Below are 13,505 nucleotides of genomic sequence, written 5' to 3' on the forward strand. Positions count from 1 at the left end.
CATTGCACGCAACGTCTCTACGGACATTAAACTACGTTGGTTGTGGAACAACACGACTAGCAAGGTGAGCAATGACATGACTATTCCACCACTCCATTGCTCTTGCTTGCGGGTTGTCGCTGTCGTGCCAACCACAATGTTCGACATGGATCGATTCGGGTTCGGCAGCGTGCGCTCTTTCGAGTTTTTCCGCCGTCACCGCGATCGCCGGTGTGTAGCCAATGTGGGTGAATGAGTAAATATAATACTCGCCATTTTGATTTTTGTAGGCGGCGTGGTACTCATTCAGCGTATGGTGAGAGTCATGCTTGGCATCGGCATCTGCTAGGTTGCGTCCGTCCCATGCCTCGGCAATTAACTCATCGTAAGCAAGAGCGCGATCGTAAGCAGCGTATACGTTAGAGTTGAACTTGGGCTTTTCTCCCAATTGAATTTGTTCAAACATTAGCGCACTCCTGCTGTAGCTAGCTGTTCTTGCTGAACGTTGGAATCGTCGAATTCAACCGTGTAGAAGTACCTCGAACCTGGTTCGTAGAGCCATGCAACACCTTCTGGATCTTTGGTCATGCTCCATTCAACGAAATCAGTTCTCGATCTGCGGTATGTCAGGGTTTGAGGAGACATACCCAAACGTCTTGCTAAGTCGCTCTGCTTTAAATGACCTAGAGGTGATGGTTTCTTCGACATTTCTAGCTCGATCGCCGTTTCTACTGCTGGATGCTTGCCGTTACCATTGCCATTGCCGTTTGTATAGTGTCCGTTGCCATTGCCGTTTGTATAGTGTCCGTTGCCATTCGTTTCAGGCGCGATCGCTACACTGACTTCCTCAGCAAGCTGCGGTTTCGACTCGACAATTGAAGTTACAATGTCTTCCTTAGCTGGCTGTGGTTTCGACTCGACAATTGGAGTTGCACTAACTACTGGAGTGGATGTTTCTGACGGAGCGGCGATTGCTTCTTGAGGTACTGCCTTGGCTCCGGTGAGGGCGGGAATTTCCATTCCAGGTCCCATCAGCGGACGCAAGCCATTCAGTTCGGCAAGGATAGCCGTACCGTTGTTGATCACAACAGCAAGTAGTGGATCGAGGGCGAAGAAGATACCTGAGACCAATGCGCCAAGGTTAGGAACGGCAACGATCGCCGTGTTTTGCCAAATGATATCCATCGCCTGTCTTGCTGCCTTAATTGCCATCAGTAAGCCGCGCAGGTCGTCTTCCATCAACACGACATCAGCGGTTTCTCTAGCAATATCCGTTGCACCAGCAAATGAGATCGAAACATCGGCGTAAGCGAGTGCGGCTGAGTCGTTAATTCCGTCACCGCAGAAAGCAACTGTCTTGCCACTGTCATGCAGGGACTTCACAACTTCGACTTTGCGCTCTGGGAATGCTTCAGCATAGATGTTGTCGGGATTCATGCCCAAGTTACCAGCAACGGCTTTCGCGACTCGCGATACGTCACCACTGAGCATGTAAGCAGTAATACCCATGCGCTTCAATTCGGCAATGACTTCTCGACTTTCTTCGCGAGCTGGGTCGCTGTAGCGGACTACGCCGATGAGTTTGCCGTCGCCTGCAATGTAAACTAGAGATTGTCCGCCGGATTTAGCATCGGGATACCTGCGATCGTATTCATCCAGAGAAACGTTCTCTTGGTTCATGAAGCGCGGACTGCCGACGATGATTTGCATTCCGTCGATTTTGGCTGCTGCACCCAGACCGACTTTGTATTCCCACTCTTCGCATTCTTTCAGCGCTATGCCTTTATCTTTGGCGTTATGGACGATCGCCTCAGCGATTGGATGCGTCAATCCTTGTTCGGCGGTTGCAGCCAAGCACAAGACATCATCTTTAGTAAAGCGATCGTCCATGATGTCGATGTCGTTGACACCAGCATGACCGACAGTTAGGGTTCCCGTTTTATCGAAGACGACTGTATCGATGCGGGCAAGAATTTCAATGGCTCGACCACTGCGGATCAAGACACCGTTACGAGCTGTGTAAGTCAGAACCGATAAGATCGTGGTCGGTACTGATACGCGAATGCCCGTACCAAAGTCTAAAGTTAACAGAGCAACGGCACGATTCAGATCGCCACTCATTAGACCGACACCAGCACCAATTGCCAGAGTGGGAAGAACGGCTTGGTTGGCTACCATTGCCGCATAGTTTTCAACTCTGGTATCGTGTACTGGTGCGGCTTGCATTAAGTTGACAATCACGCCTGCGCGGGTGTTGTTACCGACACGCTCGGCATCAATTGTTAATGTCCCGTCAACTAATAGGGTGGAAGCAAATACTTCTTCACCTTCGCGTCTGGTAACGGGGACTGATTCACCTGTTAATTTGCATTGGTCGATAATGCCAGTGCCGCTGATGATACTCCCATCAACCGGAATTTGGTCGCCAGGATAGACGATAATGCGATCGCCTACTACCACTTCAGCTGTAGGAATTTCTACTACTTGTCCGTCACGAATGACGAATGCCGTCTTACTCAAACAGTCGAGTAGGTCGAGGTTAGCTCTTTCGCTACCGCGAGCTGTCAAGTCTCGGATCGCCTCACCGCCTTCGACTAAACCGAGCATGAACGATGGTGCAAAGTAGTGACCTTGCAAAGTATGCAAGCTCAGTGCCAAACCATCGAGGAAGTCGATTGTCAATTGTCTGTCTTGTTGGATTGCTTCCCAGGCTCGTTTAAAGACAGGGATAGCACCGACAAATACTACGCCAGCAATAACAAACCCTGGAATTGGTAAGCCTATCATCGCGCCTACAGAGAGTGCTAAACCAGCCGCAGGAAAAGCTAACCGTTCTACGAAGTCTACTTCGTTACTAGCTTTTTCCTCCTCTGTTTTTGGTGTCCATCCTATGGGAACTTCTACTTGCGGCGCTGTTTGAATTGCACTGAATAGCTTTTCTTGAACGATCGCGATCGCTTTGGCACTAGCTTCGTAGTCATACTCTACAGTCAACGAGCGAGAGGCTGGGTTGAGTTGAACATCGCTGACAAAATCTAGCCCGTCAACTAAGTAATGAAGCTTGCCGACATATTCTGGATCGTCTGCCAGTCTGGGGATGCGAATCCGAAAACGTCCCTCAGTCCAGTGAACAACTTGGTAATGGATGTTTTCGATTTGAATCGTTGGTTCAACCGCAGCAACCGTAGGAGTCAAATCATTAGTAACGCTTGTAGCAATCATGACAAACAGTTATCTCCAAAGTGGCTGACAAAACACAAAATTTTAGTTATTCCAAACCCTGGCTAATACCTTGCATTTATCCTGCAATACTGAGTTTGCTGAGGCTTGCTAATGAATGGGGCGGTAAAATCCACAATTCACTACGATTGCCCGCATACCAAACCACACAATTGTGAGGCATTACTTGCTAGATATAAGCTGTATGGGTAATTTTTAGACCTTGTAGATGTCAAGCTGAAACCTCTACTAACTGAGGTATTCGCAGTTGATAACAACTGGATGCTGCCCCGATCCGTCAGCTCACCAGGACGAATAGAAAATATGGGCGATCGACAAAAATCAGACATTGACCTCGCGTTATAGTTCAGCTTTACAGTGCTACAGCGAGTGCATTTAGAGTTCTTCTAAAGCTTACTATGAAATTTCCAGAATAAACAGAAAACTTTTGTAAACTACAATTAAATCGATTGATTCGACTCTGAAGCCTACATTAGATATTGGTTCGATCCTGCGTTTGAAAAAGTTATAGCTTTAATTTGATTAGCTTTTAGGCGATCGCTTCACTGAGAGTTCAGCGGAATTTTTTTGGCGATCGCCCTCACTCACGCCACAGAATTTCTGAGAATTTTCTCGTTTCTAAGCTGCGTTATGTTAAGTAAAGCTAAAAATATCCTGAAATTTTGCCATTTTTAACTCTTTTTTGTAACTTTTGCTTCACGTAACGTTAGCCAAATTAACTTCCATCTCCTGAATTCCGGCTTCTGACTTCTTTCACAAACTCACTTCTTTCACTTTCGTCTCGCCTTTCTTCCAGCCTTTCTTCCAGTAAGAAACGATCTCATGTACTTGCTGGCGATCTGGCTCTACCAAGATTCCCCGCCGTTCAAATCGATTCAAAACATCTAAGATTTTAGGAAAAGGCAAATAACAAATTGCGACTGTCTCTCCCACTTCCGTATAGAGATCGAGTAATGCCTCTAAAGTGTTTTCCAGTAGTTCGGAATTCTTACCTTTAGGTAAATACCGCGTGGCAATGATCCGCGTATCTGCGGGAATATCTGTCTGCCAATTGGGAACTGGCGGAAAAGCAAGCAGAAGTTTTAGCTTTTCTGGCAGCCGTTGACGGAGTGCAGGAGAATTTGGCTCGTCGCAATATAAGATGTGATCTTTGGCTAAGTGCCAGCAAACTTCCGGCTGGCTAGTTGAACTTTTCCTGTTCCTGCTTGCTTGGTTGGGAGATAAACGCGCTACAGTGTTAGGCTTTGTTTCAACGATCTCCACTTGGGGGGATAATAGCGATGTTTGTGCCGAAACTGCCTGATGACTGCTCGGATCGGTTTCGCTAACTGTGGATTGAGCTTCTAACTTTGGCTTTGCCGAAGAAACCTTGTATTTTTTTTTGAGTGCTTTCGCTTTCGAGTAGGTAATACTTTCCCCCGATGCAGCTAGGGCGATCGCTTCTTCTATCGCTTGTTTTGAAGTTGACGGCGCTGCTAGCTCGTACATTGCCGACGGAGCAAATTTATCAATTTGATAGATTTGGCTACCAAAGCGATCGGCAACTTGCATGAATCTCGCCGCAGTTGGATAGCTCCAATGAAATTCTGCCTCAATCCAATCAATAAAGCGTCCGTGCTTCAATTTATCTTTTACGGCATTAAGCTTCTGCCCGATTTCGATAATATCTTGGGCAGTGCGTTTCACCAGGGCTTGGATTTCTCCCGTTTGCTGTCGCACAAATTGAGAGATTTCTGCTTCTAGCTCTGTATAATTAAACTCTTTTCGAGCCGCGTCGATTACTGAGACTGGCATTCTATTCATTTGTTAAAACCCGCTATCAATATAGTTTTGCCAGATATTTATCTTTTTTACTTCAAAGAAAATTTTGTTTCCTCTGCCTTTGGACAGGCATGTGTTGCCTCCCTATCATGACTATTATATTCAGAATAGGCATAGTTGCAACTTCGCGATCGAGAACTCTATCTAAACGGCTTTGAATTGATGAGTGTAAACTATTCTTGCTAAGTTGCACCGACTTCGCCAAGTCAGGCGATCGCACGAGTAGAGATACAGACAAAAAGCCTACCTACAGTGTGAGAGAGAAACATAAAGTTTTAGAAATTTTATTGCTAATTGTTTTGTCCAGCTAACACTCCGGGAAGAAAACTTACTAAGTCTTAGTCTATCGTTACTATAAGAGTTGCTTTGCCTACTCAAGATTTTTTTTAAGACTTTGTTTAGATTTAGTATAAATCGCAAATTTCAATTTTATACATTGGTTTCACTAATATATTCGATTGCAAGCAGTGATGACTCAGTTTGCTTAGAGGGTGTGTTATAGGTGAAAACAAGCTTGTAACGCTTACTGCTAGCTGCTTGGATAATTTCAAACTAGACAGTTGTATATATAAAATTCAATCCAAATAATCAGAAAAAATGACAGATTTTAGTTGATTAATATTTCTCAAATCGACAAAATTGTTCGATAATTAAATAATTATCGAACAGAGCGATTGTCCATGTTAATTATAAACAATATCACTTATAAGCAGGAGAAAAGGAAAACAATAATTTAGCTTTAACTCATTCATTAGCTTTGCCAAACCACTAGTTCATGGAGTTAAAATTTCTGACTTTGGTTAGATTACTTGTTAAAGAAATCAATTTAAAAAATAATACTAAAGGAGGCAAAGTCATATGGAAGCAGTAATGTTTAAGATTTACACTAGACCAGATAAGTTTAGCGAATTAGTAGAAGTTTTAAAAGATCGTGGATTAAAAGTTGTTGTTAGTTATAGAGCCGATCGCTCGGAAGACTACGACGAACTCCTCGTATATCAAGGCTTAGACGAGATCGAGCTGCAAAATGAATAGAGTGAAAAACACGATTAAGTTACGGATAGTCTGAAGCTGAAGAACAGTTGGCAGCGATCGCATGTAAAGTTATTGAACAGTTCAAATTTTTCAATTGTTTTGAATTTTATCGATCGCTCAGGTACGTGGAGTTACTTTTCAATAACAGATGTTCTAAGATTTAATAACTTAGATTAAGAAAATTAAATTATAGTATTAACTCAGGTTCAATTAACTTTTTTAAAAATCTTTGAAGTAGTTCAATTAGATTTGTGTTATTCCTGCTATCATCAAAATTGAGTTTTAGAAGCTACGTAGGGTGACAGAGTTTGATTGAGTGCAAATACATTTTGCTCTTGTGACCCAAATTCAGAGATAACGACTGTCTTTCGCACTCAGAGCGATTAGCAGCTGTTGGTTATTAGTTATCTGCTGTCGGTCATCGATCTAGGCAAATAGCTAATAACGAGTGACAAATAGCTTTAGCGCGATCGCTTCCCACGATAGGCATGAGGTAGTCGTTGCGTCCGGTACGAGTTGCAATTGTTCTTTTTTGGAAACTGAATCAACATGCTTGAACTAGAAGCTTTATTGCTAGGACTAGAACCGTTAACAGCAGCAGGGATTGGTTTAGGAGCATTAGCCCTAGCACCTGTAGTTGGTGTCGTAGGTTCTGCTATGGGAGGGTCTAATTCAGCTGTAGGTAATTCTTTGTCAGAGTCATCCAAATCCTTAGCGAAAACGGGTATGGTTTGGATGTTAGATGCTTATGACAAGGCTCAAAGTACCGTAGCTGAAGCATCAGAATCTTTTCAGGACTTGGTGGCGGAAGCCAAAACTGACTTGAAAAAGAGTAAAGCCAAGCCCGAACAGAGTTCAATTCCGCATCAAGTGGAAATTGGCTAAAAAAGGACTGGGAGACAATGGAATTCGGAATTCGGAATTCGGAATTCCGAATTCCGAATTCCGAATTTGTAATTACTCTCTGCTTGGGTAAGGGCGGGTTTTGACTCCAGATTGACGCTGGGAACGGTGAATATGCTTGCTAAACCTACTTGGGTAAGGGCGGGTTTTGACTCCAGATTGACGCTGGGAACGGTGAATATGCTTGCTAAACCCGCCCCTACCACTCTTAATTCACAATCAATGACCAATGACCAATGACCAATGACAAAACAAATAGAACAGTTTCATCAACTGGTATTGCAAGACTCATCGCTTAAAGAAAAGCTGAAACAGTCGGGCGATCGCGAAAGTTTTTTAAATCTAGCAGTGGAACTAGGCAAACAGAACGGCTATAGCTTCACTTACAGCGAAGTCAAAGCATATATATCTCAAAATCTGCTGGCGATCGCCCAGCAGTTCTTATAAATGTCAGAGGTTGAGGGAGCGAATTTTTGGCAATCCCTCAGCTTATCCTCCAAATATATTTGAAAGTCACAACTTCGCAAATTAAATAAATTGCAAACAAGTAATAGTTATATTTTCTCACTTTATATAGTTAAAAACTTGACATCTGAAAATTTGGAAATCTGTCAATTTTTACCTCACGCTGTTTTACATAAGTTTAGGTATTTCAGATAGTTTGCTCATCAATAAAGTCCAATTTGAAAAGTTTTAGGGGATTTACTACATTAGAGCTAAATCCTTGCAGGGCAAGAGATAGCAGCTTTTTTACGTGTATCTATAGAAGGATAATTATTTTTCTTTGTTTGCACTTAACAAAAATTTTAGATTTTCTCAGCGAGTTTATTGTAGATTTAAAGTCAAGTGCATTTAGAGTTTCAAAGCTGCATCATTACCTTCGGGTCGATTGCAGTTTCTTAATTCATTCAGATATCCCATATCCAAATCAAGTGTCGCTCTAGTTGACGTACTGAACAGCAATGGCAGTGCCTACTATCTCGATTGAATAACCTGTTCTACAAGCTGAGAAATGAATTATAGAGATAGCTGTTGCACAACATCAGCTTCTTGCTTAGGTGTGTGGTAATTGAAAACGGCTGTAGATAGGATTGCCAAGAATTAAACTCGCCCTTACATGGAATGAGGTTGGGCTGGGTGTCGCTTGAAAAGCAGCCAAGCAATCTCCGCAGGATTAGGTATGTGAGATTGCCCCATCCCCTCCAAAGCACAACAGACTTTTGGAGCCGGAATAATGTCAGTATCAACAAAACCAGACAAACCCACTGCGGGGAAAGTGGTGTCGCGCCGAACGATGTCACGCAAGGATGCGTTCTTGTTACGTATGCTTGTGTTCGTTCCTTTGGCACTGCTGTTTAGACAACTTGGTTTACCACCATTAGTTGTTTTTGCTACAGCAGGCTTAGCAATTATCCCTCTAGCAGCATGGATTGCTAACTTTACAGAGGCGATCGCTAACAAAATTGGTTCATTTCTGGGTGGTCTACTCAACGTCACCTTTGGTAACGTCACCGAAATAGTCGTCTCAATCGTTGCCCTGCAAGCGGGTATGGTTGAGGTGGTCAAAGCGAGTTTAATTGGCTCAATTATTGCTAACCTTTTATTAGGTCTAGGATTCGCATTTATCTTAGACGGCTTGAGCTTCAAAAGGCTAGATTTTCAGCACAACATCAAACGAACGACTGTAGCGCGGATCAATTCTGGTTCGCTCAATCTGGCAGTTGTATTTATTTTGATGCCTGTAGCGCTCAAATTTACGACAAGTTCTAGTCATCAACTCGCCAATGCCAATCATTTTTCTTTTGTAGCATCCATACTGTTACTAGGCTTCTACGCCATGATGCTATTTTTCTCGATGAAGACTCATAGATTTATGTATGAGTTGGAGGAAGATGCCGAACCTGAGAGCTATGGTAGCGAGGCTACAGGACAAAAGTACGATCTGTGGATACATGTTGGTTTGCTCTTAGGTTTTACGGTTGCGCTGTTATTTGTCTCTGAAGTACTGGTTGATAGTTTGCAAGAAGCTGTCTCTAGTCTCGGCTTGACTAGTTTATTTACAGGTGTCATGCTACTGCCGATTTTCGGTTCAGCAGTAGAAATTATTACCTGTGGTATGTGTGCTGCGAAGCAAAAAATCGATCTGTCTATTTCCATCGCCCTCGGTTCTAGCTTGCAAATCGCCATGTTTGTAGCTCCAGCGTTAGTTCTAGCGGGACAAGCAATGGGGCAACCGATGAATTTAGCCTTTGATACATTTGCAGTTTTAGCAGTTGGTGTAGCTGTACTGATGACAAACTCAGTCAGTACGGATGGTAAGTCTAATTGGCTAGAGGGCGTGTTGTTGCTGATGACCTACACAATGCTATTAACAGCTTTTTACTTGCATGACTGAATCAGGATTCTGTTATCAGTGACTGCTGATTAGTGACTAGACCAATAACTAATGAATCTAGCCACCAGCCACCAGCCACTCACTACTCACTCTCAAGAGGTAATCATGATCGAGCATCCAGACTTTTTTAACGTGCGTAAGACCGCGATCGCCCTTGCAGTTGGTCCCTTGGCTTTTCTGCTATTACTGATTGGAATTGATTTTTCCTCGCATCAGTGGCAAGTATGGCAAGCAGATCGCTCATGTATCAAAGTTGCAAGTTCTACTGGAGTCGTACAACCCAGTGGAAATCATTGTTCGCCTAACCAGGTGCAGTATACGAGTCAAAAATAACGAAATACACGCTCTCTCTGGGGCGCACAGATGTACGCCCCTACTTACCTAAATCGAAAACTATGAACCATCAGTAGAGACGCACAATTGTGCGTCTCTATTTCGTGTCTCTATTTCGTGTCTCTATTTCGTGTCTCTACTGTGCTGTCTCTCACAAAATTCCCTCCCTGGGAAGCGGGAGGGAATAAAGACGATCGCGGTTTTAAGAATATGCTCTGTGGCTGCTCAGTAAAGCGATGAGCTGAGTTACAGCCTCTCGCATCCATTCAACTAGAGTAACGGCGATCGCCTCTCGCATCCATTCTGCGATCGCCGCGATCGCTAATTCCGCAATCCAGACCGCGATCGCCTCAACTAAAGTTTCAGTCACAAATGAGATTAACCAAGTCATAAGAGGGGTAATTGGTAATTGGTAATTGGTAATTGGTTAGCAATCGGTGGCTACTAGCTAGATTCTTACTTCTAATCACCGATCGCTACTCACTACGCACTACTCACTTAAGATTGCCGAGATCTTTGCCAACGGATGAATAGCTTCTCTAGCTCGATCCAAACAAATACCAAGGAACTGAAGCCGAAACAAATCAACAGTTCTATAGGTGGTATATAGTAGGTGCTGAAGAAGCTACGCAGCGGTGGAACGTAGATTAGCAGTAGTTGTAAAAGGGTGGTCACGACTACTGAAATCAGAATATAGGGATTAGAGAACGGATCGACTTGAATCGCTAAGCGGGTGTTAGAACGAATCGCGATCGCGTGTCCCATTTGCGCCAGACAAAGGGTGGTAAATACCATTGTTTTCCAGCGGTCTGCGCTCAATCCACCGCCTTGAACTACCTGGGAATGGTGATAAGCCCAAACCATCAGTATAATCGTCACGATGGCGAGGATAATCCCGATCCGAATCATGTACGAACCCAGTCCTCGCGCAAAGATATTTTCTTTGGGATTTTTTGGGGGTTGTTGCATGACAATTGGTCTACCTGGTTCGACAGCCAGAGCTAGCGCCGGAATTCCATCTGTCACTAAATTCATCCAGAGAATTTGCAACGGTGAAAGCGGTACTCCTCCCAGACCTAATAGCGGTGCTGAAGCAATAGTTAAAACCTCTCCTAAGTTACTACCTAGAATGTATCTAATAAAGCGACGGATGTTGATGTAGACGACTCGTCCTTCTTCTGTCGCCGAGACGATTGTTGAGAAGTTGTCGTCTAGCAACACCATATCGCTAGCTTCTTTACTGACATCCGTACCTGTAATACCCATTGCTACACCAATATCTGCCTGTTTGAGGGCGGGAGCATCGTTGACTCCATCCCCTGTCATGGCAACAATTTGGTTTTTGTGTTGTAGTGCTTGGACGATCTGTAACTTATGCTCTGGCGAGACACGGGCGTAGACGCTGACGCGATCGACGTGTGCCTCAAGTTCTGGCATACTCAATTTTTCCAGCTCTCGCCCTGTCAGTACTAAATCTCCTGGGTGAGCAATCCCTAGATCCTCAGCTACTGCTTGGGCAGTCAGTTGGTGATCGCCTGTAATCATCACAGGACGGATACCAGCAGTACGGCACTTAGCCACGGCTTCGCGAACTTCGGGACGGGGTGCATCCAACATTCCCACTAAGCCCAACCAAGTTAAATCGTTCTCTGAGGTTTCTTCCGAACCCTCTGGGGGAATACTTGCAATTGCTTTGTAGGCAAAGCCCAGAACTCGTAACCCCTTACTGGCATACTGGTTGTTCCGGTCGAGGATGTTTAGCCGGATCTCGTCAGTCAGCGGTTTGATGCGATCGCCCGTTTGAATATGAGTGCAACGCTCTAAAGTCAGTTCGGGCGAACCTTTGGTGAACATCAAATAAGGATGAGCGGTAAGCGGTGAGGGATGAGAGGCGAGGAAGTTCACTAAGTCCTCGTTTCTCACTTCACAGATCGTACTCATACGCTTGCGTTCTGAGGAGAACGGAAACTCAGCGATTCGGGGAAACCAGCTCGATTGCTGGTCTTTTTCTAGCCCTGCTTTACCTGCTAAAGACAACAGCGCTCCTTCGGTCGGATCTCCAAGGATTGCCCACTCGCCTTTATCTCTTTGCAATATGGCATCGTTGCAAAGTACGCAAGCTAAGAGTAAGGCTTGCAGTTCCGGTTGGTCTGGCGCTGAGACGACTCGATCTTGGTGGCGAAACTCGCCAATGGGGTCGTATCCTTCGCCCGTGACTCGCAGAGAGTTGCTAGCTGTTGCAACTGCCTGGACGACCATTTTATTTTGAGTCAGCGTCCCTGTTTTATCAGAGCAAATTGTGGTGACGCTACCAAGAGTTTCTACAGCTGGGAGTTTGCGGATCAGGGCGTTGCGCTTCACCATGCGTTGAGTTCCCAACGCCAGGGTAACGGTGATCACGGCAGGTAGCCCTTCGGGAACGACAGCAACCGCCATACTGAGCGAGACTTTCACGAGGTTCTCGAAATTACTCATGGTTGGTGTATGGAGCATTCCTAATCCCACCACCAACAGTACTAGAATCATCGCCCCCGTGACTAAGGTATTGCCTAGTTGCGCCATCCGTTTTTGTAACGGTGTGGGTTCGGCTTCTACCGATTGCAGTGCTGTAGCAATTTTCCCTAGTTCAGTCTTCATTCCCGTCCCCGTGACGAGGACTGTTCCTCGCCCTTGGACGACCTCCGTACCTTCGTAAACCATATTGACGCGATCGCCTAATACGGTATCATCTGGTAGTTGGAGCGTGGCTTGTTTGTTGACGGCGTGAGCCTCTCCTGTCAAGGCGGCTTCCCGAATTTGCAGATTTGCAACTTCTAAGAGGCGACCGTCAGCAGAAATCTTCACGCCCGCTTCCAGTAACATTACGTCCCCTGGAACCAATTCTTTAGAATCGACTTCCACGGTTTTGCCGTCGCGCAGAACTCGCACTTTGGGCGAAGACAAGCCTTTTAAGGCAGCTAAAGCCTTTTCTGCGCGACTTTCTTGGATATATCCCAGCAACCCGTTCAGAACGACCACTACGCCAATCGCGATCGCGTCTTTAAACGGTATTTCTCCTGGTTGTCTCGTACCGAACACATCTAAAATTGCTGAAACGACGGCAACTGCTATCAACATCAGCAACATGATGTTTTTGAATTGGTCTAGGAGGATTTCCCAACCACTACGTCCTCCTGTTTCTTGTAATTCGTTGAAACCGTAGCGTTGTAATCTTTCATTAACCTCAGAGGAAGTTAAGCCGGAGGTGCGATCGCTCTGGAGAACATCTGTGGCTCTCTCAGCTTCCAGAGTATGCCAAGCGTAAGACTCTCCGGCAGGCTTAGCCACTGCTAAGTCTGTGCCAGTGCTTGAAGACATTATTTTACTTCTCAAAAACTCAGGAATGCTCTTATAACCTATATCATTTAACTATATGCCTTGCATACCCTTAGCATGGTTAAGTAGTGTGAACTTGGATGAACAAGAGTGAGTCGTGAAGGATTCTAATCTAATGACTCACTACGTCCCTTGGGTGCTTGACTGCATCGCCATAGAAACAAACTTATCAATTTGATAGGTTTGCAACTTTGCATTTGTGCAAAGTTGCAAACCTATCAACGCGAGTTGAGAAACTAGAGAAAAACTATCCTTACGGCTCCCCACTACTCATTGTAAAAAGTTACATTGATTACTATAAGTTAATGTAACGTTAGGTAAAACTGAACATTTAAACCTTTTATGTTTTATTCGTAATACTTTACGATGAAAGATAACCTTTAATGCTTAGGAGATGGTATTTTTATATGCAAACCATTGGTTT

The 13,505-nt window shown here is 44.6% G+C and carries 11 protein-coding genes; 5 read left to right on the top strand and 6 right to left on the bottom strand.

Going from position 1 to position 13,505, the window contains the following annotated elements; all coding sequences use genetic code 11:
- Positions 1 to 31 precede the first annotated feature (31 nt).
- From M5J74_RS19890 to M5J74_RS19900, 3 genes are all read right to left on the bottom strand, one after another.
- Complete coding sequence (locus M5J74_RS19890; RefSeq protein WP_106216677.1) at positions 32 to 445, bottom strand: hypothetical protein; 414 nt, start codon at positions 443 to 445, stop codon at positions 32 to 34.
- Positions 445 to 3,201: a heavy metal translocating P-type ATPase gene (locus M5J74_RS19895; protein ID WP_250012927.1), complete on the bottom strand. Its 2,757-nt coding sequence runs from the start codon at positions 3,199 to 3,201 to the stop codon at positions 445 to 447. The genes M5J74_RS19890 and M5J74_RS19895 overlap by 1 nt, the downstream gene beginning before the upstream one ends.
- Positions 3,202 to 3,972: 771 nt before the next feature.
- Positions 3,973 to 5,022, bottom strand: coding sequence for a DUF3102 domain-containing protein (locus M5J74_RS19900; protein ID WP_015155673.1), 1,050 nt, complete (start codon positions 5,020 to 5,022; stop codon positions 3,973 to 3,975).
- An 876-nt stretch (positions 5,023 to 5,898) separates the two neighbouring features.
- Between M5J74_RS19900 and M5J74_RS19905 the strand changes: the two genes are divergently transcribed.
- From M5J74_RS19905 to M5J74_RS19915, 3 genes are all read left to right on the top strand, one after another.
- Entirely contained in the window at positions 5,899 to 6,075 is a 177-nt protein-coding gene (locus M5J74_RS19905) for a hypothetical protein (RefSeq protein WP_015155674.1), read from the top strand.
- Between the two features lie 549 nt (positions 6,076 to 6,624).
- On the top strand, positions 6,625 to 6,960 hold the full coding sequence (locus tag M5J74_RS19910; RefSeq protein WP_015155675.1) for a hypothetical protein: 336 nt from the start codon (positions 6,625 to 6,627) through the stop codon (positions 6,958 to 6,960).
- Between the two features lie 261 nt (positions 6,961 to 7,221).
- Positions 7,222 to 7,425 carry a Nif11-like leader peptide family natural product precursor gene (locus M5J74_RS19915; protein ID WP_015155676.1) on the top strand — a complete coding sequence of 68 codons (204 nt, stop codon included), beginning with the start codon at positions 7,222 to 7,224 and terminating at the stop codon, positions 7,423 to 7,425.
- A gap of 666 nt (positions 7,426 to 8,091) precedes the next feature.
- On the opposite strand, the gene M5J74_RS19920 is transcribed toward M5J74_RS19915, so the two are convergent.
- A complete protein-coding gene (locus M5J74_RS19920; protein ID WP_250012929.1) occupies positions 8,092 to 8,283 on the bottom strand; it encodes a hypothetical protein in 192 nt (63 codons plus the stop codon).
- Between M5J74_RS19920 and cax the strand changes: the two genes are divergently transcribed.
- Positions 8,273 to 9,373, top strand: a complete 1,101-nt coding sequence (gene cax, locus M5J74_RS19925; protein ID WP_041462524.1) for a calcium/proton exchanger — start codon at positions 8,273 to 8,275, stop codon at positions 9,371 to 9,373. The two genes, M5J74_RS19920 and cax, sit on opposite strands and share 11 nt — an antisense overlap.
- A gap of 51 nt (positions 9,374 to 9,424) precedes the next feature.
- Complete coding sequence (locus M5J74_RS19930) at positions 9,425 to 9,706, top strand: hypothetical protein (protein WP_106548214.1); 282 nt, start codon at positions 9,425 to 9,427, stop codon at positions 9,704 to 9,706.
- A gap of 202 nt (positions 9,707 to 9,908) precedes the next feature.
- On the opposite strand, the gene M5J74_RS19935 is transcribed toward M5J74_RS19930, so the two are convergent.
- Positions 9,909 to 10,097: a hypothetical protein gene (locus M5J74_RS19935; RefSeq protein ID WP_015155679.1), complete on the bottom strand. Its 189-nt coding sequence runs from the start codon at positions 10,095 to 10,097 to the stop codon at positions 9,909 to 9,911.
- A 107-nt stretch (positions 10,098 to 10,204) separates the two neighbouring features.
- Complete coding sequence (locus M5J74_RS19940; protein WP_250012931.1) at positions 10,205 to 13,063, bottom strand: cation-translocating P-type ATPase; 2,859 nt, start codon at positions 13,061 to 13,063, stop codon at positions 10,205 to 10,207.
- Between the last annotated feature and the right edge of the window lie 442 nt (positions 13,064 to 13,505).

Source organism: Chroococcidiopsis sp. CCNUC1 (genome assembly GCF_023546805.1).
In the GTDB taxonomy this organism is placed as follows: Bacteria; Cyanobacteriota; Cyanobacteriia; order Cyanobacteriales; family Chroococcidiopsidaceae; genus Chroococcidiopsis; species Chroococcidiopsis thermalis.

Excerpts from the sequence above, each read along its gene's own strand:
- M5J74_RS19895 (WP_250012927.1), bottom strand. The coding sequence starts at position 3,201 with ATGATTGCTACAAGCGTTACTAATGATTTGACTCCTACGGTTGCTGCG.
- M5J74_RS19930 (WP_106548214.1), top strand. The coding sequence starts at position 9,425 with ATGAATCTAGCCACCAGCCACCAGCCACTCACTACTCACTCTCAAGAG.
- M5J74_RS19905 (WP_015155674.1), top strand. The coding sequence starts at position 5,899 with ATGGAAGCAGTAATGTTTAAGATTTACACTAGACCAGATAAGTTTAGC.
- M5J74_RS19890 (WP_106216677.1), bottom strand. The coding sequence starts at position 445 with ATGTTTGAACAAATTCAATTGGGAGAAAAGCCCAAGTTCAACTCTAAC.
- M5J74_RS19940 (WP_250012931.1), bottom strand. The coding sequence starts at position 13,063 with ATGTCTTCAAGCACTGGCACAGACTTAGCAGTGGCTAAGCCTGCCGGA.
- cax (WP_041462524.1), top strand. The coding sequence starts at position 8,273 with ATGTCACGCAAGGATGCGTTCTTGTTACGTATGCTTGTGTTCGTTCCT.
- M5J74_RS19935 (WP_015155679.1), bottom strand. The coding sequence starts at position 10,097 with ATGACTTGGTTAATCTCATTTGTGACTGAAACTTTAGTTGAGGCGATC.
- M5J74_RS19900 (WP_015155673.1), bottom strand. The coding sequence starts at position 5,022 with ATGAATAGAATGCCAGTCTCAGTAATCGACGCGGCTCGAAAAGAGTTT.
- M5J74_RS19915 (WP_015155676.1), top strand. The coding sequence starts at position 7,222 with ATGACAAAACAAATAGAACAGTTTCATCAACTGGTATTGCAAGACTCA.
- M5J74_RS19910 (WP_015155675.1), top strand. The coding sequence starts at position 6,625 with ATGCTTGAACTAGAAGCTTTATTGCTAGGACTAGAACCGTTAACAGCA.